At 56.1% G+C, this 21,004-nt stretch carries 22 protein-coding genes; 5 read left to right on the forward strand and 17 right to left on the reverse strand.

Annotated features, from left to right (window positions below; all coding sequences use genetic code 11):
- Positions 1 to 189: 189 nt before the first annotated feature.
- From G506_RS0108790 to G506_RS19320, 3 genes are read right to left on the reverse strand one after another with little or no spacing between them, the layout of a single operon-like run.
- Positions 190 to 528, reverse strand: coding sequence for a hypothetical protein (locus G506_RS0108790; protein ID WP_028116541.1), 339 nt, complete (start codon positions 526 to 528; stop codon positions 190 to 192).
- 52 nt (positions 529 to 580) lie between these two features.
- On the reverse strand, positions 581 to 1,519 hold the full coding sequence (locus tag G506_RS0108795; protein WP_028116542.1) for an acyltransferase: 939 nt from the start codon (positions 1,517 to 1,519) through the stop codon (positions 581 to 583).
- Positions 1,492 to 2,415 (reverse strand): acyltransferase, encoded by a 924-nt coding sequence (locus G506_RS19320; protein WP_156904851.1) that lies wholly within the window; start codon positions 2,413 to 2,415, stop codon positions 1,492 to 1,494. The genes G506_RS0108795 and G506_RS19320 overlap by 28 nt, the downstream gene beginning before the upstream one ends.
- 233 nt (positions 2,416 to 2,648) lie before the next feature.
- On the opposite strand from G506_RS19320, the gene G506_RS19325 reads away from it, so the two are divergent.
- Both G506_RS19325 and G506_RS0108810 read left to right on the forward strand, forming a co-directional pair.
- Complete coding sequence (locus G506_RS19325; protein ID WP_051202018.1) at positions 2,649 to 3,161, forward strand: prepilin-type N-terminal cleavage/methylation domain-containing protein; 513 nt, start codon at positions 2,649 to 2,651, stop codon at positions 3,159 to 3,161.
- A gap of 156 nt (positions 3,162 to 3,317) precedes the next feature.
- The gene (locus tag G506_RS0108810; protein ID WP_028116543.1) at positions 3,318 to 3,539 is read left to right on the forward strand and encodes a cell division protein ZapB; all 222 of its coding nucleotides are present in this window, start codon (positions 3,318 to 3,320) and stop codon (positions 3,537 to 3,539) included.
- Between the two features lie 66 nt (positions 3,540 to 3,605).
- Here the strand turns inward: G506_RS0108810 and G506_RS0108815 are convergent, their stop codons facing one another.
- From G506_RS0108815 to G506_RS0108835, 5 genes are all read right to left on the reverse strand, one after another.
- Entirely contained in the window at positions 3,606 to 3,851 is a 246-nt protein-coding gene (locus G506_RS0108815) for a DUF1107 family protein (RefSeq protein WP_420806080.1), read from the reverse strand.
- A gap of 71 nt (positions 3,852 to 3,922) precedes the next feature.
- The gene (locus G506_RS0108820) at positions 3,923 to 4,540 is read right to left on the reverse strand and encodes a thiol:disulfide interchange protein DsbA/DsbL (RefSeq protein ID WP_028116545.1); all 618 of its coding nucleotides are present in this window, start codon (positions 4,538 to 4,540) and stop codon (positions 3,923 to 3,925) included.
- Between the two features lie 44 nt (positions 4,541 to 4,584).
- The gene (locus tag G506_RS0108825) at positions 4,585 to 5,574 is read right to left on the reverse strand and encodes a serine/threonine protein kinase (protein WP_028116546.1); all 990 of its coding nucleotides are present in this window, start codon (positions 5,572 to 5,574) and stop codon (positions 4,585 to 4,587) included.
- On the reverse strand, positions 5,571 to 5,870 hold the full coding sequence (locus G506_RS0108830; protein ID WP_169628088.1) for a DUF3630 family protein: 300 nt from the start codon (positions 5,868 to 5,870) through the stop codon (positions 5,571 to 5,573). Before G506_RS0108830 ends, G506_RS0108825 begins: the two co-directional genes overlap by 4 nt.
- A complete protein-coding gene (locus G506_RS0108835; RefSeq protein ID WP_028116548.1) occupies positions 5,834 to 7,228 on the reverse strand; it encodes a protein adenylyltransferase SelO in 1,395 nt (464 codons plus the stop codon). Before G506_RS0108835 ends, G506_RS0108830 begins: the two co-directional genes overlap by 37 nt.
- Positions 7,229 to 7,321: 93 nt before the next feature.
- On the opposite strand from G506_RS0108835, the gene G506_RS0108840 reads away from it, so the two are divergent.
- The gene (locus G506_RS0108840; protein WP_156904852.1) at positions 7,322 to 8,044 is read left to right on the forward strand and encodes a hypothetical protein; all 723 of its coding nucleotides are present in this window, start codon (positions 7,322 to 7,324) and stop codon (positions 8,042 to 8,044) included.
- 20 nt (positions 8,045 to 8,064) lie between these two features.
- Here the strand turns inward: G506_RS0108840 and leuD are convergent, their stop codons facing one another.
- The 5 genes from leuD to recQ form a co-directional block, all read right to left on the reverse strand.
- Positions 8,065 to 8,649, reverse strand: coding sequence for a 3-isopropylmalate dehydratase small subunit (leuD, locus tag G506_RS0108845; protein WP_028116550.1), 585 nt, complete (start codon positions 8,647 to 8,649; stop codon positions 8,065 to 8,067).
- Positions 8,646 to 10,055 (reverse strand): 3-isopropylmalate dehydratase large subunit, encoded by a 1,410-nt coding sequence (leuC, locus tag G506_RS0108850; RefSeq protein ID WP_028116551.1) that lies wholly within the window; start codon positions 10,053 to 10,055, stop codon positions 8,646 to 8,648. Before leuC ends, leuD begins: the two co-directional genes overlap by 4 nt.
- A complete protein-coding gene (leuB, locus tag G506_RS0108855; protein WP_028116552.1) occupies positions 10,055 to 11,140 on the reverse strand; it encodes a 3-isopropylmalate dehydrogenase in 1,086 nt (361 codons plus the stop codon). Before leuB ends, leuC begins: the two co-directional genes overlap by 1 nt.
- A complete protein-coding gene (leuA, locus tag G506_RS0108860) occupies positions 11,137 to 12,690 on the reverse strand; it encodes a 2-isopropylmalate synthase (protein WP_028116553.1) in 1,554 nt (517 codons plus the stop codon). Before leuA ends, leuB begins: the two co-directional genes overlap by 4 nt.
- Positions 12,691 to 13,105: 415 nt before the next feature.
- Complete coding sequence (recQ, locus tag G506_RS0108865; protein ID WP_028116554.1) at positions 13,106 to 14,926, reverse strand: DNA helicase RecQ; 1,821 nt, start codon at positions 14,924 to 14,926, stop codon at positions 13,106 to 13,108.
- A gap of 106 nt (positions 14,927 to 15,032) precedes the next feature.
- On the opposite strand from recQ, the gene G506_RS0108870 reads away from it, so the two are divergent.
- Positions 15,033 to 15,515: a thioesterase family protein gene (locus tag G506_RS0108870; RefSeq protein WP_084631273.1), complete on the forward strand. Its 483-nt coding sequence runs from the start codon at positions 15,033 to 15,035 to the stop codon at positions 15,513 to 15,515.
- 118 nt (positions 15,516 to 15,633) lie between these two features.
- Positions 15,634 to 16,539: an EamA family transporter RarD gene (gene rarD / locus G506_RS0108875; RefSeq protein ID WP_028116556.1), complete on the forward strand. Its 906-nt coding sequence runs from the start codon at positions 15,634 to 15,636 to the stop codon at positions 16,537 to 16,539.
- Positions 16,540 to 16,841: 302 nt separating this feature from the next.
- Here the strand turns inward: rarD and G506_RS20435 are convergent, their stop codons facing one another.
- From G506_RS20435 to hemC, 4 genes are read right to left on the reverse strand one after another with little or no spacing between them, the layout of a single operon-like run.
- Positions 16,842 to 18,014: a heme biosynthesis HemY N-terminal domain-containing protein gene (locus G506_RS20435; RefSeq protein WP_051202019.1), complete on the reverse strand. Its 1,173-nt coding sequence runs from the start codon at positions 18,012 to 18,014 to the stop codon at positions 16,842 to 16,844.
- Positions 18,011 to 19,207 (reverse strand): uroporphyrinogen-III C-methyltransferase, encoded by a 1,197-nt coding sequence (locus tag G506_RS0108885; protein ID WP_028116557.1) that lies wholly within the window; start codon positions 19,205 to 19,207, stop codon positions 18,011 to 18,013. Before G506_RS0108885 ends, G506_RS20435 begins: the two co-directional genes overlap by 4 nt.
- A complete protein-coding gene (locus G506_RS0108890) occupies positions 19,170 to 19,925 on the reverse strand; it encodes a uroporphyrinogen-III synthase (protein WP_028116558.1) in 756 nt (251 codons plus the stop codon). Before G506_RS0108890 ends, G506_RS0108885 begins: the two co-directional genes overlap by 38 nt.
- An 11-nt stretch (positions 19,926 to 19,936) precedes the next feature.
- On the reverse strand, positions 19,937 to 20,869 hold the full coding sequence (gene hemC, locus G506_RS0108895; protein WP_028116559.1) for a hydroxymethylbilane synthase: 933 nt from the start codon (positions 20,867 to 20,869) through the stop codon (positions 19,937 to 19,939).
- Positions 20,870 to 21,004: the final 135 nt, after the last annotated feature.

Genomic DNA, 21,004 nt, shown 5'->3' on the forward strand with positions numbered 1-21,004 from the left:
TAGCGGTAAGCCGAGGGCAGGATGCCCGAGAGGCCCGCGAAGTGCGGTGAGAACGAGGGGCTTTCGTCAACCTTGAAGGCCGAGGGGATTTCAAAGGGCACCGCCCTTGACCGCCGGAGGCTAAAACAAGAGGGTTTACAGGGAAAGCCGGATAGACCAGATGATTATGCAGAATGGTATTACAGCGTCCTAACCAGAAATGCACTCGGTGAAGTGGCGATCGCTGCGCAACAGTCCGCCGTCGTCGTCCAACCAAGCGATGTACAGTTCGAGGGTTTGTGGGTGTAACCGCATCAGCGCCGTTGGGATGTGGTTGTTATCAAGGGTATGCCATTGCAGTACGCCAGTGGCCTGCATTGGTGGCATCGATAGGTAGTTGTCGTTGCTTAACAGGTAGCGATGAACGTAAATCTCACCACGGTGATCCACCTGTAGCTGAAATCGGTGCGGCCCGGCAGCACAGTGATACTCATTGGAAGGCAGGAACGGCGAACCGGAGAGGCTCGCCGCCAACAACATCATTAGCATCAGCGGTATCCAACATTCACGGGGAATACCACTGAATTTAGCTAACTTTGAGTTAGTCGGAAGTCAGCGCTTGATAGAAACTGTCGGCAACCAGCTCGGGCTGATGCTGCCGAAGTTGCTCATCAATCAACTTGTCTTTACGCAACCAGCGCTGATTAAGCCACTGCTGAAATTCAACTCGGTAGCCCTTATCGGTTTGGTAATCCCCCTGCGGCACTTGGGTCATCGGCACCACATCGATGTCGATCACCACCTTCGGCACCTTGCCACTAACAAACGCCGCCATAATCCCATCCGGGGTTCCAGGATAGACCACCGTCAAATCCAGCAGCTGATCAAACTGGTCACCTAAGGTCGCCATCGCAAAGGCGATGCCGCCGGATTTGGGCTTTAACAGGTAATGATAAGGACTGCGCTGACGGCGATGTTTATCCAAGGTCAGTCGTGAACCTTCGACGAAGTTGATCACGCAGGTGGGGTAGCCGCGAAATTTCTCGCAGCTTTGGCGGGTGGTCTCGATGTCAGCACTGCCGCGTTTGGGATCCTTGGCGATATCACTTTTGCTGTAGCGGCGCATAAATGGCATATCCAACGCCCAACAGGCCAGTCCTAAAAATGGGAAATAGAGCAGCTGCTGTTTTAAGAAAAACTTCAACATCGGCACATGGTGGCGCAAGGCGATAGTCACCGCGGCGATATCCATCGCGCTCAAGTGATTACAGATAATTAAGTACGATTTGTCTTTGCTCAGCGGCTGCGATAACCCCTGAATGTGCCACTGAGTCGGTGCAAAAGCTTTCAGCACCAGTTCGTTGCCCAGCACCCAACCGTGCATGCAACCATTGGCGGCTCGGCTAGCGACCAAGCGCAGCGGCGGCAGCAGCTTTAACGGCACCGTTACTAGCACCAAGCAGCCCCACAGCATCAAGTTAGCGATGCACAGGCTCAAGATAAAAAAGGCGATCAACGGCCCAGGGAGGAAGGACAACATCCGTCGGTGGCCTCGCTAGGTAGGGGGGAATGCTGCAGCCGCTGCAGCGTTTCAGCTTTGCGCTGCCACAACTGATTGAGCCATCGCTGAAACTCAACTCGGTCGCTGTTGTCGTGGTAATCCAGTTGATTTACTTCGGCCAACGAGCGCTGACACACATCGACGTTGACCTGACCAACTTCGCCGCAGAGAAACTGCCAAAAACTGGGAATGCCATCGGGATAGTGGATAGTCACATCCAGCAATTGCTGCAACTTGCCATCCATCGCCGTCAACGCTAAGGCAATGCCGCCGGCTTTGGGGGTCAACAAATTGGCAAACTTGCCCTGCTGGGCAGCGGCTTTGGCGGGCGTAAACCGAGTGCCCTCGACGAAATTCATGATCGCCACTGGCTTTAATTGAAACTTGGCGCAGGCGTCACGAGTGGCTTGTTGATCTTGACCTTTAAGGTGCGGTTTTCTGGCCAAGGTCGATTTCGAATAGCGCTTCATAAACGGAAAATCTAGCGCCCACCATGCCAGTCCAATCACTGGCACGTACAACAATTGCTGCTTTAAAAAGAACTTGAGGATTGGAATGCGGCGGTTGAACAGATTTTGCAGCAGCAAAATATCAACCCAAGACTGGTGATTGGCGATCACCAGATACCACTGCTGCGGGCTCAGTTCCGGCAGTTGATTAACCACCAACTTGGTGCCGCTGAGTAGACGCTGATTAAGGTTATTGATGGCAATCCAAGTGGTGGCAATGCCATCGATCAGATAGGTACAACACTGTCGCAGCGGTTTGATTGGCAACAGTTTGATGACCCCCAACGAGATCACCCAAGGGCCCCAAAACAGGGTGTTGAGCAGATAGCCAGTAAAGGCCAGACAGCCGCGGAGTATCGCAAGCATTACAGTGGTCATCCATGAAGCACATTGTTGATATGTTACTCAGGCCAAAGTCGAATAAGCAAGCCACGCAAGCGTAAAACGCCATCACGGCTATCGAGCAATAGATTGGCGCGGATCGGTGACGTAAAAATTGATATAAATCAGCTCATCGCCATTGCCTTAGGCTGTCTGCTTGTTCAGTACAATTGCATTAGTAAACAATAACCTAATCTATATTGGCACGACGATTTCTAATGCCGAAGCGCCCCCCTTTACCAACTGGCTTTAGCCTAGTAGAACTGACTATCGTGCTGGTGCTATTGGCACTGCTGGCGGCAATCGCCGCGCCTAAGTTTATCGATCTGCAGCGGGAAGCCAGAGCCGCCGCTTTAACCCAATTTGCCGCTAGTGTGGCGGCCGCCAATCGGCAACTGGAGATGCTAGCGAAGATGCCCAGTTATCGGGCGCAGCCAGTCCAAGGCCGTCCGGATCTGACCGACGTTGACATCGATGGCGATGGCCACTTCGAAACGCGGTTGAAATGCGCCAACTTGGACAACACCGACGTGCTCAAGCGCTTGGATTACTCAGATGACAAGTTCACTTGGCAGTTAGATGATCCGGAATATCTGTACGTTGGCTTTGCCCCCAGCAACCGTTTGCTCAGCAGCCAATGCTACTTCCGCTACACCCAAGCGAATGGCAGCAATAACAGTTGCCCGGTCGGCGCTAAGGCCCACTATCAGCTGGAAACCTCCGGTTGTTGATTCAATTTCGTCAGCCAGTTGGTCATCAGCAGCAAACATTTCTCTATTTTTTGTTCAATAAGTGCCCACTTCGCTTGTAACAGCGGTTGCTGCCGTATCCGCCGCTATTTGCGCTTGATACACTCGATAACACGGTTAAATCAATGGGATGTCACCATGAGCTTAGAGTTACTGGAACAACTGGAATCCCGGGTGAACAACGCCCTGGAAACCCTAGAATTGGCGCAAATGGAGCTGGAAGAAGAGAAAGCTCGCAGCGCGGAACTGGAACAAGCGCAAACCGCTTTGCAAGAACAGAACCAGCGTCTGCAAGCCGAACTGGATTCTTGGCACCAGAAGGTCCAAGGTCTGCTAGGTAAGCTGCCACAACAGGCGTAATCTCGCGTGTAGACGCAATAAAAATGCCGCTCATTGAGCGGCATTTTTGTGTCTTGGCTTGGCTGTTTAGCTTGCTGGTGTCAATAAACCGTTCAGTTCTTGCACGACTTGACGGGTACGGTTGCTGCAGTGATGCGGCATCACAAAACGCCCATCTTTAAACTCCAACTGCCCCAGTTGGTCTTCCCTTACAACCACCACTCCATCACGAAAGATCTTGGCGTGTTTGGCGATCAAACGCGGAGCATATAAAGGAAAAATTCTCACTTGCGATTCCTTATCGATTTCCATTTCATCCATGAAGTCAGACATCCAGCGATTCCCTGAGTTCACTATCTAACCCGAGCAACAACGAGCCTACCCTGCCGCTCGGGTCGCACAGTTTACGGTTTTGTTGCCAAATAGTTAAGTAGACTGTGCAGTTGTTCCAAAGAACGGATGCTGCCCATCTCAACTTGGTATTTGTTGTTCACTACCAGCGCTGGAACGCCACGGATACCAGTGGCGGTTTGGTCTTTTTTCCACTTCTTCACCAGCGCGTTTACTGGGAAGCTCTTAGCGGCTTTATCGAAGTCGGCTTCAGCAACCCCGTTGTCCAAGAAGATCTGCTTTACCTGAGCGTCAGTACCGATACGACGACCTTTGTCTTGAATCGCTGCAAACAGTGCCATTTCGATTTTTTGAGTCACTTTCAGGGTTTTGGCGATCGCCAGAGCGCGGCTTAGCGCTTCACCGCTGCCAGCACCGGCACCATTGATAAAATCAACGTGGGCTTGATTAAACCGTACCCCATCCGCCAGACCGTCTTTGATCGGACCGACGTAGGTCTTGGCAAAGTCATAGCAATGCGGGCAGTAGAAAGAGAAGTATTCGGTCACGGTCGGGGTGCCGTTCACCGGCGCTTTGCTGACGGTGGTGTAGTGTACGCCTTCTTGGTAATCCGCAGCCCAAGCCAGTGGCGTTAGCAATAGCGCGAGCATGATGCCCATTAATTTTTTCATAGTTCGCTCTCGTCCTAGAGTGGGTTAGTGGCGCTGCTGCTGGGCTACAGCCCAGACATCAGCGTCAAAGGGGTTTGGTGCAGTGCCGCCAGCTGTTCCTTTAGCGCCAGCACCTGTTGTTCCCAGAATTTGTCTGTACCGAACCAAGGAAAGTTCCTTGGGAAGGCTGGATCTTGCCAGCGTTTAGTAAGCCATGCCAAATAATTAATCATTCGCAGTGCCCTAAGTGGCTCTATCAGGGCTAACTGTGATGTCGGTAAATGGCTAAAGGTTTGATAGCCTTCCAACAAGATATCGAGCTGCAATAACTGCTGCGAACGATCGCCATTAAGCATCATCCACAGATCTTGAATCGCCGGCCCCATGCGGGCGTCATCCAAGTCAACGAAGCTGGGACCCTCATCAACATACAGAATGTTGCCCGGATGCATGTCGCCGTGCAGTCTAAGCAGCGGCTGCGATTGTGCCAAGGGAGTTGAAATCGCCTGTAACAATTGATCCAGCACGGTAAAAAACGGCGTCTCCAGATAACTGCCGAGCTGCGCTTGCTCCGCTAGGATCTGCCGCGCTTGGTGACCAAACTCATCGATTCCAAGGGTGGGACGATGGCAAAAGGCACGCTTACTTCCCTGCTGATGCAAGCGCCCCAAAAAACGGCCGACCTGTTCCAACTGGTCTAGGTTATCGACCTCAAACTGGCGGCCGCCGACGCTGCGCCACAAGGCATATTGATAGCCTTGATGCTCAAACAGGGTATCGCCGTCGAAGCTCAGCGGTGCTGCCACCGGTACCTCGGCCTCGGCCAACTCCAGCGCAAACTGATGTTCTTCACGGATCTGCTCGGCACGCCAGCGCTGCGGCCGGTAGAACTTGGCGACATAACGGCCACCGTCGTCGGCACGAAACTGATAGACCCGATTTTCGTAACTGTTGAGCGGCAATAAGCCGCTATCGGGGTAGATCCCTAAGGCTTCGATGGCATCTAAGGTGAGATCGGGAGTCAGCGATTGGAAGTCGAATTGAGCAGTGGTCATTGATAGGGGTTCAACTTAGCAAGAAATTGGATCTCCGCCACCGGGCCTTCCAGCCACAGGCTGTCGCACACCGCCTCAAATTGCAGGGTTAACTTGGCGTCTTCAAACCGCACTGGCCAAAACAACCGGTCGGCCCCCTGTTGCACCGCTCCTAAGCGACAATCGAGCCGTGCCATCAGCTGCGGCACGATCTGCAGCACCTGCTCTTGCGATAACGGGCAGTGCCACAGCAGTTGCGAGGCGCTACCAACTTGAGCGGTTAACTGCTGCAAGAGAGCGTCAGTGTTTGGCTCCACGGTGGTGCCTCCTGGCAATAGTGGTGATCCTCTGGTTGTGGATCATAGGGGCGGGTCAAGGCCTGATGCAAGCGTTGCAGTGGCGCTAAGTCATCGGCCTCGGCGGCGCTGATCGCCTGTTGCGCTAAGTGGGTTCGCAGGATAATCGCCGGATTGGCGGCACGGCGCTGCTGCTGCCAGCGCGGCACATCCGTTATCGCGCCAAGGCGCTGTTGATATTGCTGCCACCAAGATTGGCTTGCTGCCCCCAACGGGCTGTTGGCGGCATTGGGATCGCACTCGGCCAACCGGCGCAGACTGATGTGATAATCCAATCGCTGGCTTTCCAGCAGTTGCAGCAGGCCAGCTATCAACGGCAGATCATCGTGGTTGGTGTTGGTCAACCCTAAACGATCAGCAAATCGCTGCAGATAACGCGCCACCAATGCCGGTTCATACTGCGCCAATGCAGAGCGGATCTGTGCTGCGGTTAACTGCGAGCTGAGCGCTTGGCCGAGTCGCTGCAGATTCCACAGCACCACCCCGGGCTGCTGATCAAAGGCGTAGCGGCCATGGTGATCGGAATGGTTACAGATGTAGCCCGCGCTAAATTGGTTTAGAAAAGCAAACGGCCCGTAATCGAAGGTTTCCCCAAGGATCGACATGTTGTCGCTGTTGAGTACCCCGTGACAAAAACCAAAAGCTTGCCAATCCGCTGCCAACTGGGCGCTGCGCTCAACCACCTCGGTGAACCACAGCAGCTGCCGTTGCGGATGCTCGCGCAGATGCGGAAACAGTTGGCTAATGGCCTCATCCACCAACGCCGCCAGTCGGTCGTGCTGGCCGGTATAGTGAAAATACTCGAAGTGACCAAAACGCAGATGCGACCGCGTGACCCGCAGTGTCAGCGCGCCGGTTTCCGGCTGTTCGCGGTACACCGGCGTATCGGAACCAATCAGCCCCAATGCCCGCGTGGTGGCGATACCTAGATGATGCAGCGCCTCGGAGGCAAGAAACTCCCGCAGCGCACTACGCAGCACCGCACGGCCATCGCCTTGACGGCTGTATGGGGTTGGCCCACTGCCTTTGACGAACAACTCCCAGCCGTTGCGCATCCCCAAACTGGCGCCACGACCATCGCCGAGTTGCGGGGTATAGCCACCGAATTGATGGCCACTGTAAACCTGCGCAAACGGCGGCCACGGTAAGCTTTGTTCGCCATTACACAGCGCCAGCAGTTGCGGCGTTTGCTGCAGCTCCAACAGCGCGGCCGTGGCGTCGCTCCAAGCGAGCCAACGGGGATTTTGCAACGGCGTGATGGTGACTGCGCTGCCCAACCACGGCAAACGACGGTCGATACCTTGCTGCCACTCAGTCATTGACTTACCTTTAAGTCAGACTCCATTGAGTATTGGCATCGCTGATGCATAATCCCGCTGTCATTCGTCAAATTACCCACGCTGTTGCTATCCATGTTGTCCCTACTGTCGTTAACTGCCCACTTGATGGGGTTGCTGAACGCGCTGCTGCTGATCATGCTGCTAGCCGACGGCGATCGCAGCAAACGTGCACTGTGCGCGATGCTGTTGGCCTTGGTGGCACTGTACGGTGAAGGACTACTGCATTTGTGGCCGGAAGCCACCCCAGTGCCCTGGCTACTGCTGCCACAAACCCTAATGCTGCCTAGTTTTTACCTATTTCTGCGCTATTGGTTGCAACCGCAGCCTTGGTTGTCCCCTTGGCGGCACGGGTTGCTGGTCAGCCTACCCAGTTTGATGGCGCTGCTCTATCTAACCGACGCAAACGCCCTGCCACTGCTATTAACTACGTTAGCGATACAGTGGCTGATCTATCTGCGCCTGACGTTGTCGCTGCTGCAAGCACAGCGCCGCCGTAAAGCCACCATAATGGCCGTATTATTTGCCCAGATCTGGCTGCTGTGGATGCTGCATCTGGCGTCACCATTGCTGCCCTTTAGCCAGCTGGAGACTCAGGCTAGCTGGCTGCTACCACTGTTGATCACCATCCCCGCACTGGCGATTGGCGTATTGGGGCTGTCGATTAAACCTAATCGCGTCCCCCCCAAGAAGCGTCAACTAACCGTCACCGAGGTGCTGGATGAAGAGGAGTTAGCGATGCTGCACAGCCTTTGGCAAAACGAAAAACAGGACGACAGCGATAACCACCATCGCTGACGTCCTTAGCTCTTTTACAGCTAACGCCAACTTGGCTGTTGTTGTTCAAAGGCGCTAATGGCGGCCGCTTGAGTCATGGTTAAGCCAATCGGATCGAGACCGCTAAGCAGGTTATCTCGCGCCGCCGCCTCGATACTAAAGCGGAAACAGTGAGTCCCTGCCCGCACTTGGCACTGCTGCAGATCAACGGTCACGACCTCGCCGCAATCCGCCAGTTGCGCAATTTGCGCCAGTGGCAACGACACCGGCAACAAACCGTTGTTGAGCGCATTTTGCCGAAAGATGTCGGCAAAACTGGGGGCAATCACCACACGAATGCCGAAATCCGCCAGCGCCCACGGCGCGTGTTCACGGCTGGATCCGCAGCCGAAGTTCTCCCCCGCCAGCAAAATCGACGCGCTATCAAACGGCGCTTGGTTAAGGATAAAGTCGGGATTGGGCAACGTGCCGGCCTCATCCAAATAACGCCAATCGTGAAACAGGTGCACACCAAAACCATCACGGCTGATCTTGGCCAAAAACTGCTTGGGGATCAGTTGATCGGTATCGATATTGGCATTCAGCAGCGGCGCCGCAATGCCTGTGTGGGTGGTAAAGGGATTCATGCCAGCGCCTCCAGTTTACGAACATCGGTAAAGTGGCCGGTCACCGCCGCGGCGGCGGCCATTGCCGGGCTAACCAAGTGGGTGCGAGCACCGCGGCCTTGGCGCCCCTCAAAGTTACGATTGGAAGTCGACGCGCAACGTTGACCGGCGCTTAAGCGATCTTCGTTCATCCCCAAACACATCGAACAACCAGGCAAGCGCCACTCAAATCCGGCCTCGATAAAGATCCGATCCAACCCCTCTTGTTCCGCTTGCTGTTTCACCCGTTGCGAGCCGGGCACCACGATCGCCGCCACCGAGTCCGCCACCTTGCGACCTTTGGCAATCGCCGCGGCTGCGCGCAGATCTTCAATCCGTGAATTGGTGCAAGAGCCGATAAACACCGCGTCGACACCAAGCTGATCCAGCCGCTGCTGCGGGCTCAGCCCCATATAACTGAGCGCCTTTTCCGCCGCGCTGCGCTCAACCAGATCGTTAAACTGCTCGGGATTTGGCAGCGGCTGGTCGACCGCCACCACTTGCCCCGGATTGGTGCCCCAACTGACTTGCGGGGCGATGCTGGCAGCATCGATGCTCACCTGCGCATCAAACTGGGCATCGGCATCGCTGTACAGCAGTTGCCAATCAGCAACCGCTTGCTGCCACGCGGCACCTGTCGGCGCATAAGGACGACCTTTAAGGTAATCAATGGTGGTCTGATCCGGCGCGATCAAACCGGCTTTCGCCCCCAACTCGATCGCCATATTGCAGACGGTCATCCGCCCTTCCATCGACAACTGGCGGATCGCCTCACCACAAAACTCGACCACATGACCGGTACCACCGCCATGGCCGACTTTGGCGATGATCGCCAGCACCAGATCTTTGGCGCTAATACCACTGCCAAGCTGACCGCAGACCTCAATCTTCATGGTCTTGGCTGGGTTTTGTCGTAAGGTTTGGGTCGCCAGCACATGCTCCACTTCACTGGTGCCGATGCCAAATGCCAGCGCCCCGAAGGCACCGTGGGTGGCGGTGTGAGAATCGCCGCAGACGATGGTACTGCCGGGCAGAGTTAAGCCCAGCTCGGGGCCAATCACATGGACAATCCCTTGGTTTTGATGCTGGGTATCAAACAGTTCGATGCCAAACTCAGCGCAGTTGCGCTGCAGCGCCTCCACTTGAGTGCGCGCCAGCGGCGGCAATGCCGCAATCGAGGCGTTGGTGGTCGAAGTGTTGTGATCCATGGTGGCGATGGTGCGCTCCGGCCGAGCCACCGTGCGCCCCGCCTGACGTAAGCCGGCAAACGCCTGTGGCGAGGTGACTTCATGGACCAGATGGCGGTCGATATACAGCAGCGGCATCTGCCCGGCCTCAGCAGCGACCAAGTGCTGCTGCCAAATCTTGTGATAGAGGGTTTGCGCCATCATTGGGCTCCTTGCAGGCGGGCGGCAATGGCATCGCCCATTGCGCTGGTAGACAGGTAAGGCTTATCGGCGGCCAACTCTTTGGTTAGACAGCCAGCGGCTAACGCTTGGCCAACCGCCGCATCAATGGCGTCGGCAGCGGCGGTTTCGCCAAGACTGTGCCGCAGCAGCAAACTGGCAGAGAGGATCTGCGCCACCGGATTGGCAATGCCTTGACCGGCGATATCTGGGGCGCTGCCACCGGCCGGTTCATACAAGCCAAAGCCTTCACTGTTGAGGCTGGCAGAGGGCAACAGCCCCATCGAACCGGTGATCATCGCCGCTTCATCGGAGAGGATGTCGCCAAACAGATTGGGGCACAGCAGCACATCGAATTGATTGGCGCGGCGCAGCAGCTGCATTGCCGCGTTGTCGACGTAGATATGCTCCAGCTCCACATCGGGGTAATCCGCTGCCACCGCATTGACCTCTTGCCGCCACAACATCGAGGTTTGCAGGACATTGGCTTTATCGACCGAACAGAGCTTGCCGCGCCGCTGACGGGCCGCTTCGAACGCTAATCGGGCAATACGCCGAATTTCGCCACGGCTGTAACGCATGGTGTCAAAGCCGTACTCCGCCTCCCCCTCACCAGCACGACCACGAGGCTCACCAAAGTAGATGTCGCCGGTAAGTTCGCGCACCACCAACAGATCCATCCCCTGAGCCAGCGCCGGTTGCAGCGGCGACAATGCTTCTAAGCCCGGATGCACCTGCGCCGGACGCAGGTTACAAAACAGCTTGAAATGCTGGCGCAGCGGCAGCAGTGAACCTCGCTCCGGTTGCTGCTGCGGCGGCAGATCCTGCCACTTCGGGCCGCCAACCGAACCGAACAGGATGGCGTCCGCCTGTTCGCAGCCGCTAAGCGTGCTGGCAGGCAGTGGCTCACCGGTTTGGTCAATCGCCGCACCGCCAACCGGATAATGCTGCCAATCGATGGCAAACTGCTGCACCGCTGCAATCGCATTGACCACTTTGATCGCCTCCGCCATCACTTCTGGACCGATGCCATCCCCCGCCAGCACCGCTACTTGATGTTGTCTCATACCGCTTCCTTGCCCTGTTGTTGCTGTTTTTGTTGGTCGATCTGCTGCTGTCGCCAGATCAGGTTATGGACGTACAAGCGCGCCTCGGCGGCGGCTTCAATGATGTCGGTCGACAACCCCATGCCGTGGAACACCCGGCCGTTAAATTCGGCGGTAATGTCCACCTGCCCCAAGGCATCGTGGCCACCGCCCTTGGCGGCGATATCAAAGCTTTGGATATTAAGCGGCTGGCCGGTAGCGCGTTCGATGGCACGGTAAACCGAATCGACAGGGCCGTTGCCGGTGGCCGCTTCGGTCACGATCTGCTCGCCTATTTGCAGCTCGACCGAAGCGGTGGCGAAGTGATTCGAGCCAGCCTGGACATGCAACTGCCGCAGTTGGTAGTGGCCTTCGGTCTGCTGATTTTGGATAAACAGCAGCGCTTCCAGATCGTAATCAAACACTTGGCCTTTTTTGTCCGCCAGCGCCAAGAAACGCTGATAGAGGCCGTCGAGATCGTAGTGATGGTCGTGGTAGCCCAGCTCACCCAAGCGATGCTTGATCACATGACGGCCAGAGCGGGAGGTCATATTGAGGGTATTGCGCGGCACCCCAACCGATTCGGGGGTCATGATCTCGTAGGTGTTTTGCGACTTAAGCACCCCATCTTGATGGATGCCGGAGCTGTGGCTAAAGGCATTGGCGCCGACAATCGCCTTGTTGACCTGCACCGGGGTGTTGCACAGCTTGGCCACCTGCTGCGAGGTGCGATACAGCTTGCTGGCATCGGCACGGCAATGCAGTCCCAAGCGATCTTGGCGGGTCTTGAGGATCATCATGATCTCCTCCAGCGCCGCGTTACCGGCTCGTTCACCCAAGCCATTGATGGTGCCTTCTACCTGCCGTGCGCCCGCTTCCAGCGCCGCAATCGAGTTAGCCACCGACAACCCTAAGTCATCGTGACAGTGCACCGAGATAATCGCCTTGTGGATATTGGGCACTCGGTTAAACAGATCGGTGATGATGCCGCCGAACTCGCTGGGGGTAGTGTAACCAACAGTATCGGGAATATTGACGGTGGTGGCGCCGGCGTTGATCGCCGCTTCGACCATGCGACAAAGGTTATCCGGCGGCGTCCGGCCGGCGTCCTCGCAGGAAAACTCAACATCATCGGTATAACGGCGAGCGTGTTTAATGGCGCCTGTCGCCATGGTGAGCACATCGGTAAAACTGCGCTTCAGCTTGCTTTGCACATGGATGTCCGAGGTGGAGATAAAGGTGTGAATGCGAAACTGATCCGCCACCCGCAGTGCTTGCCCAGCAGCATCAATATCCGCCTCGACCGCCCGCGCCAGCGCGCACACCCGGCTGTGTTTAACGGTTCGAGCAATCTGCTGCACCGAATCGAAGTCCCCCGGCGATGACACCGGAAAACCGGCCTCGATGATGTCGATCCCCAAACTTTCCAGCGCCGTGGCGATCTGCAGTTTGGCGTTGACCGACAGACTGGCCGCTAACGCCTGCTCACCGTCACGCAAAGTGGTATCAAACAAGATCACCTGTTCCGTCATACTGTCTCCCTTACTGATCAATCTTGCGCCCTGCGTTGGCCATAAAAAAACCCGCGCAGTGCGCGGGTTTTTTCGTGCTCGAGCATCCTTATCGACCGCCCACAGCCCTACCCCACGCAGCGTCCTGCTGGTAGTAGTGCTAGTAGTCGTAGGGTGGCGATAACGGTCATTGCAAATGAAATGTGCTCGTAAAAGATACAGTTATAGTTGACCGGTCAGTGGCGATTTGTCAAACGACTTTGGCGGATTATTTCGCCAAAACGAGTGATCAGTTATCAGTTATCAGTTATCAGTTATCAGTTATCAGTTTATCGTGATCAGTAAGAGCACCAGCAGAGTCGCTATGAACTAACCAACCATGGTAACAGCACCTAACTTCGTCACTAATCACTGACAACTAACCACTGCTCTTAAATCAACTGTCGACGTAATCGCGGATCAGGTTCAAAAACGGCTCGCCGTAGCGTTCCAGTTTGGTTTCACCAACGCCACTGATCCCCAGCAGTTCAAAGTCACGGGTTGGCATCTCCGCCGCCATCTCTGCCAAGGTGGCATCACTGAACACCACGTACGGCGGTTTACCGGCCTCATCGGCTAGGGTACGGCGTAGGCTTTTCAGCTTGGCAAACAGCTTGCGGTCGTAATCCTGCGGCAGCGCTTTACTGCGCCGGCTTGGGGCTTTGGCCAGCGCCAGTCGCGGCTCGGCTAACTCCAGCGCCCGCTCGCCCTTTAGGATTGCCCGCGCCGCGGGGGTCAACAGCAAAATCGAATGGCGGGTGATGTCCTGTTGCAGCAGACCATGGTGGATCAGCTGGCGAAACACCGACAACCAATGATCGTGGCTTTTCTCTTTGCCAAGACCCCAAGTGGATAGCTTGTCGTGGCCACGATCCAGCACAGTGCTGTTGCTGCTGCCGCGCAACACCTCAATCACATGGCCTACGCCAAAGCGCTGACCAACGCGATAAACGCACGACAGCGCCTTTTGCGCTTCGATGGTGCCATCATAACGCTTCGGTGGATCGGTACAGATGTCACAGTTACCACAGGCAGCGTGGCTTGGTTCATTGAAGTAGTTCAGCAGCACTTGCCGGCGACAGGTTTGCGCTTCAGCAAAGGCCGCCATCGCATTGAGCTTATGCAGATCCACCGGGTTAGCACCGTTCTCAGCTTGATCCAGTAGATGGCGCACGCGGGCAATATCGGCCGGGTCGAACAGCAGCAGCGCTTCCGATTCCAAGCCATCGCGGCCCGCCCGACCGGTTTCTTGGTAGTAGCTCTCAATCGATTTCGGTAGATCCCAATGAACCACATAGCGAACGTTGGATTTGTTGATACCCATACCGAAGGCCACCGTCGCCACCACAATATCCAAGCGTTCGCGTAAAAACGCTTCTTGGGTATGGGCGCGCTCATCGGCACTCATGCCAGCGTGGTAACCACCAACCTTGTAACCGGCGGCACTGAGTTTTTCGGTCAGCTCATCAACCCGCCGACGACTGCCGCAATAGATGATCCCAGCGTTGCCCTGCTGACTTTTTAAGTATTGCTGCAGCTGCGCCAGTGGCCGCAGTTTGTCGACTACGGTGTAGCGGATGTTAGGGCGATCAAAGCTGGACAGGTGTTTATGAGGGTTCACCAACGCCAAGCGATTGACGATATCTTGGCGAGTGGCCTCATCGGCGGTAGCGGTTAAGGCCATTACCGGAATGTGCGGCAGTTGCTGCTTAATCCAGCCCATCTGGGCGTATTCCGGCCTAAAATCATGACCCCACTGACTGATGCAGTGGGCTTCATCGACCGCCACTAATGACAACGGCCACTGGTGCAGCATTTGCTGCAGCGACATCAGCCGCTCTGGTGACACGTACAGCAGTTTGATCTCGCCACGGCTGATCTGGCTGAACAGTTCGCTAACCTGCTGGCGGTCGAGACTGGAGTTCAACGCCGCAGCCGCCACGCCACTCTCTTTGAGGGCATCGACCTGATCTTTCATCAGCGAGATCAGCGGCGAGATCACCACCGTCAACCCCGGCAGCAGTAGCGCCGGCAACTGATAGCACAGACTTTTGCCGCCACCGGTAGGCATGATCACCAAGCTGTCACGGCCAGAGACAACCTGCTCAATCACCTGCAGTTGGCCGCTGCGAAATTCGCGATAGCCGTAGATCTGCTCCAGCAAGGCTTGCGCTTGCTCGGCAATGGCGGTGGTATGGGCAACGGCGGCGTCGGTCATGATTTCCTAGCTTGGCGATGGGCAATAGGGGCGCTATTTTACGGACTCGGGTCGGGAAAGTAACCCGCTCGCTAACCTCTTTGAAAACAACATAAGGATCAATGGAATGAGCAAAGAAATGGCCAAAACAACGGTGCAGCAGCAACAGATCCTCAAACAGATCCAAACCATCTTCACCGAACAACTGCCGTTCCACCAGTTGCTGCAACTGCAGATCCGCCGCTTCGACATCAACGCGGTCGAGGTGGTGGTCGAGATGCGCCCAGAGCTTATCGGCAATCCGATGCACCAGATCCTCCATGGTGGCGTCACCGCGACCCTATTGGATATCGCCGGCGGCATGGTGGCCTTTGCCGGAGTGATTGAACGCCATCCGGAGGCCGATTGGCCAACCATCCAAAAACGCTTAGCCAACCTCGGCACCATCGATATGCGCGTCGACTATCTGCGCCCCGGTCGCGGCAATCAATTTATCGCCAGCGGCCAAGTGCTGCGTACTGGCAACAAGGTGGCAGTAGTACGAACGGAGTTACATAACGAAGATGGCCAACAGATCGCCTCTGGCACTGGCACCTACTTGGTCGGTTAGCGCCATCTAAGCTGAACCACAGCGTCACTGCGATGCAGTTGACCCACTAAAGTCTTACGGTTTTGCCAGCCATGACTGGCATAATGACCGCCCTTTTTTATTGTGACCGCGATCAACTATGCCGCAGCAACGCCAAGGGGTGCTTTTCGCCCTCGCCGCTTACACCATGTGGGGCATCGCCCCACTCTATTTCTTTGCGATGAAAGCGGTCCCCGCCGACGAGATTCTGATGCATCGGATCTTGTGGTCGTTCCTGTTGGTGCTGGGGTTGGTACTACTGCAAGGCCAGTGGGGGCAAATACGACAACTGCTAAAGCAACCAAAGAAGCTGGCGATCTTGACCGTCTCGGCGCTGGTGATCGCCAGCAACTGGCTCGGCTTTATCTGGGCCATCAGTAACGAACGGGTGATCGACGCCAGTTTGGGCTATTACATCAACCCGCTACTGAACGTGGCATTGGGCATGTTGGTGCTAAAAGAACGCCCGGGCAAGCTGTCACTGGTGGCAATTGCGGTCGCGGCCACCGGGGTGGTGTTGCAGCTAATTCAATATGGCTCGGTGCCACTGCTGTCGCTGTTCTTAGCCAGCACCTTTGCCTGTTACGGGCTGCTGCGCAAACGCATTCAGCTGCAGGCCGCCACCGGTTTACTGATTGAAACCGCACTGCTGCTGCCGCTGGCAGTTGGCTATTGGTATCTGCTGGATACCCCAACCTCCAACTTGGCCAACAACAGCACTACCATCAATACGCTGCTGCTGGCGGCGGGGGTGGTCACCACCTTGCCATTATTGGCGTTCAGCGCGGCCGCAACGCGGATCCCGTTCTACTTACTAGGGATGCTGCAGTACATCGGCCCAACCTTTATGCTGCTGATGGCACTATTGGTGTTTAACGAACCGTTTAAGGCCGAGCAAACCGTGACCTTCGGCTGCATCTGGGCGGCGCTGGTGTTAATGAGCATTGACGCGGTGCTGACCGCCAAGCGCAAACGCCGCGAACGCAAACTGGCGGCGCAGGGTTAATCTTCTGCCCAACAAAAATGGGAGCCCCAACGGCTCCCATTTTTTGTTTGCTACTAGGGCGTGTTGACGTTTGGTGTTCAGAATTTGGTCGAGGATAGCAGCTGTCAATCGAGGATTGCGATTGAAGGCATAGTGGCTCTACGTCGAAATCGTATGACGAAGAGTGACAACTGCTAGTCCGACCCTGCAAGGCACCCCTTTGTGACCACAAAACAGCAAAACAAACCGGCCAAGTTCAATTTGCTTTCAAAAGTAGCCAATAATGGGCGCAAAAATATACGGCAAAGGTCAACACGCCCTACCTAACTGGCTTGCATCAAGGTCAGCATCTTGCGGTAGTTCGACAACGCTTTGTCATTACGATTAAGCGCTTCTTGCAAGCGGATCACCTGCTGATAACGGGCCAGGCTAGGTTCGCTATCCAGCGCAAGCTGATAGTGCTTCAGTGCCAACTCGAACTGATTGCGCTGTTTTGCTAAAGCGCCCAAGCAGCTCTGCAGCGCTGGATCGTTGTTGTCTGGAAACTTGCGCTTAAGGATATTGGCCACCTCTTCCGAGGCGCCCTTACTGGCGTCCACCAACAGCGCCAGCAACGGCGCTTGCTCGGCTGGATCGACCAGTTTATCCAAGATAAAGCTGCGGGATTTTTCCGGCTGCTGCAGGCGCAACAGCGCTTCGGCATAGGCCAGTTGCAGTTGCGGCGCTTTCTTCATCGGCCGCTTCAAACCGTCCCACACCGCCTTAACCCCGTCGAAGGTTTCACAGGCATTAAAACGGGCTTGCTCCGCTTCGATCGGTAGCTCGGCTAGGGTTTCCGCCGGCAAACTGCGATCCCGTTTTAACAGCGGGATCAGTCGCGCCAAGGCATCCCAATCTTGCTGGGCACGGAACAGCGCTAACGCCAACCGCAGTACCGCAGGCTTGTGCTTAATCACCACGTCCAATTGGTCATACAACTGCCGCGCTGACTCAAGCTCACCATCATCAAGCAGGTAGCGGATCCGAGTGATCTGCGCGGTTGCCTCGGCGCCCTCTAGCTTGCCAGCCTGTTCCAGGTGTTGCTGCCACGCCTCACTGTCACCACGGTGGTGCGCAGCACGGGCAGCGGCAAAATAGTTAAACAGCGGGATTTCGCCTTCATTGGCGCCTTTCAGCATCGCTTTTTCCGCCCGCGGCCAATCCTGCTCTGCCAACGCCAAGATCCCAGTTAGGGTATGCTTCTTAGCCTGACGACGACGCCAGCGCTTAGGCATCAGCAAGGTCGCACCCGTCGCTTGCACCAGCTTGATAAAGCCCCACTCCAGCAGTTGCAGCGCGGTAAACGCCACCAACGCGATCAACACCAACGCCACCAGTGAGGTTTCGATGGTGTAATCCGCCACCGAAATCATCACATAGCCTTTGTACTGCACCAGTTGTGGCCCCGCGAGCAAGCCCGCCAGTACCAACAGCGCCACTACCAATAAGCGGATCATGGCGCCTCCCGCAGCAACTTATCGTCAGCGGCCTGTTTCAGACCAGCAAGAGATTCAAATTGCACCGCTTTAAGCTGAGCCATATCGGCCGCTTGCCAACGTTGCAGACGCGCCAACGCCGCTTGCACTTGGCTGGTGTCGAGATCAAAGTAATTCTGCAACCACTGTTGAGCGGTTTGCAGCGACTGTCGCAATGCTTGTTGATCGCCGTGATACAGCGCCAATTGCGCTTGCAACAGCTTGCCGCGCATGTGCTCGCGCAGATACCACTCTTGCGCTGGCGCCAGCAGCGGTTGTACCTGTTCGGAACGACGGCGGACGGTGATGAAATCCTCCATCAGCGCTTGCCAACTGCGGCTCAGATTGGCTTGCCAATCGTTGATCTGATCGCTCAATTCGGTGCTCTGTGGCTGTTCAGCCACTTCCGGCAACTGCACTCGATTCAGCGGCAAGCGATCCACTTCGCGTACCAGCGCTTCAATCGCCATGGCGACGCCATCACGATCAAATTGCGGTAGCCCCTGCACCATCGCCAAGTCGTTTTGCAGCGCTTGCCGCAGTGGTTTCAGATCTGGATTACCCAGCAGCGCCAAACGGCTATCGGCGTCTTGCAACAGCTTGATGGCGGTAGCGGCGTCTTGTTCCAGCACCAGCTTGCGTTCGGCCATCTGTACCAGATAACTGGCCTCCGCCAGCAGCCAGCTTTGCGGCGCCAACTGCTTCAGTTTCTGCTGCTCAGCTAAGATGGTTTGCTCGGCTTGAGCAAAGCCCGCTTGCACTTTGCCAATCGCCTGTTGATTCCCCAATTGCACCTGCCGCAGCTGCTCTAGCGTGGCGGATAGCTCACCGCCTTTTTGCTGCAACTGCTGCTTCAGGTTGCTGACTTCGGCACCGAGGGCAGCGCTGCTTTCGCGCTCTAACTGGCCCTGCTGCCACATCCAGCCGCCAAACACCAATGAGCCCACTCCCAGCAGCAATGCCACCACCGAGATGGTCAGCGCAGCACCAGCACCTTGCGGTTTTTGCTGTGGTTGCGGAGATTCTGTCGCCGCCGCTGCAGCAACCGTGGTGGCAGGCTCGCTCTGTGGTGCTGGCGCAACGGTTTGAGCCGGCTCCTCTGGGCTGGGTGAGTTGGCCTGATCAGCTTGGTCAGCGTTACTTGGGCTGTGCGGATCTTGGGGTTTCTGCTCCATGAGTATCCAATGTTCCTATCAAGTTGATAACGGCGTCATCGCTGGCACTACCGATCACCGAGACTCGGTGGCAACCATGTTGACGAGCCAATTGCGCCAAGCGCGGCACCGGCAACAACCAGTGCAATTGTTGTAACCACGGATGAGCAGATTCTGGTAACTGCTCAAAAAAGTTAGTAAATATCTCGCCACTGGTAGCCAGTATGGCGTCAACACCGGCCTGTTGCCATCCCCGCAGATGGTTATCGGTTAATGGCGGATAGCGGCGCTGGTATAGCACCCATGAGTGTACCCTATGTCCTTGCTGTTGCAGAGTTTCCGCCATAAAAGTGCGGCCGCCTTCGCCACCGACAATGACAATGTCTGCCTGTTCAAACTGCTGCCATTGAGATAACGCCAGCACCCCCTCGGAGGTTTCTTGATCCGGCGGTGGGCAGATGGCGTTGGCTCCGCATTGGCGTAGCGCCTTAGCGGTAGCGCCACCGACCGCAAAACAGGGCAAGCTTGGCCATTGCCCCCCAAGCTGCTTGTCGGCCAACTCGACCGCGTTTTTCGATACAAAAAACGCCGCGTCAGCATGCTGTAGCGGCGTTGTCGTTTGAGGCTGGCGCGGCTCAATCACCACCATCGGTTGGATGGTGGTGAGATGCCCTAACGCTTGTAACCGTTCCGCCAGCGCCTCATTGCGGCCGACGGGACGGGTTAGCAAAATATGCATCGGTCGATAAATTAACGATCGCCGTAGACTTTAGCGAGGATCTCGCCCGCGCCTTGAGCGCGCAGCTGCTCGGCCAATTGCTGGCCCAGCTGCTCCGCTTGCGCCACGCTGCCGCGGATCTCATCGGTCAGGATCTTAGAACCGTCTGGATCGCCAACCAAGCCACGCAGCCACAGCTCATCGCCAGTGATCTCGGCGTAGGCACCGATTGGCACCTGACAACCGCCTTCCAGCGCGGTGTTCATGGCACGTTCCGCCAGCACCCGAGCGCGAGTTGGGGCGTGCTCCAGCACTTTCAGCAACGCGATTAGCTCGGCGTCATCCAGACGACACTCAATGCCGACCGCACCTTGGCCGTTAGCTGGCAGAGACTGTTCTGGCTCGATGAACGAGGCAATGCGCTCCTCCAGTTCCAGACGCTTTAGGCCAGCCGCCGCCAGAATGATAGCGTCGTATTCGCCGGCATCCAGTTTGGACAGACGGGTACCGACGTTGCCACGCAGATCGCGAATTTGCAGATCTGGGCGCATCGCCCGCAGTTGGCACTGGCGACGCAGAGAAGAGGAACCAACGATGGCGCCATGCGGCAGCTCTTCTAGGGTCTTGTAGCTGTTAGAGACAAACGCATCGCGTGGATCTTCACGCTCGCAGATCACCGTCAGGCCCAGACCTTCAGGAAACTCCACCGGTACATCTTTCATCGAATGCACCGCGATGTCCGCTTCGCCTTCCAACATCGCCACTTCCAGCTCTTTGACGAACAGGCCCTTGCCACCGACTTTGGCCAGCGGGGTATCGAGAATGATGTCGCCCTTGGTGGACATTGGCAGTAGGGTTACGGTTAACCCTGGGTGAGCTTGTTCCAGCTCAGCCTTTACAAATTCAGCTTGCCACAAGGCCAGTGGGCTCTTACGGGTTGCGATACGGATTTCTGTACGCGCCATGTTGGTGTTTCCTTGGCTGCAGATCGGCCAGCGATCTGGCTTTATGTATGGGTCAGTGGTCAATTATGTTGCCAGCTATAACAGAATGGAAAAAGGCGAACAGGTAACAGATCCGCAACAGCATTACTATTGGAC

Source organism: Ferrimonas senticii DSM 18821 (genome assembly GCF_000422665.1).
GTDB classification, from domain to species: domain Bacteria; phylum Pseudomonadota; class Gammaproteobacteria; order Enterobacterales; family Shewanellaceae; genus Ferrimonas; species Ferrimonas senticii.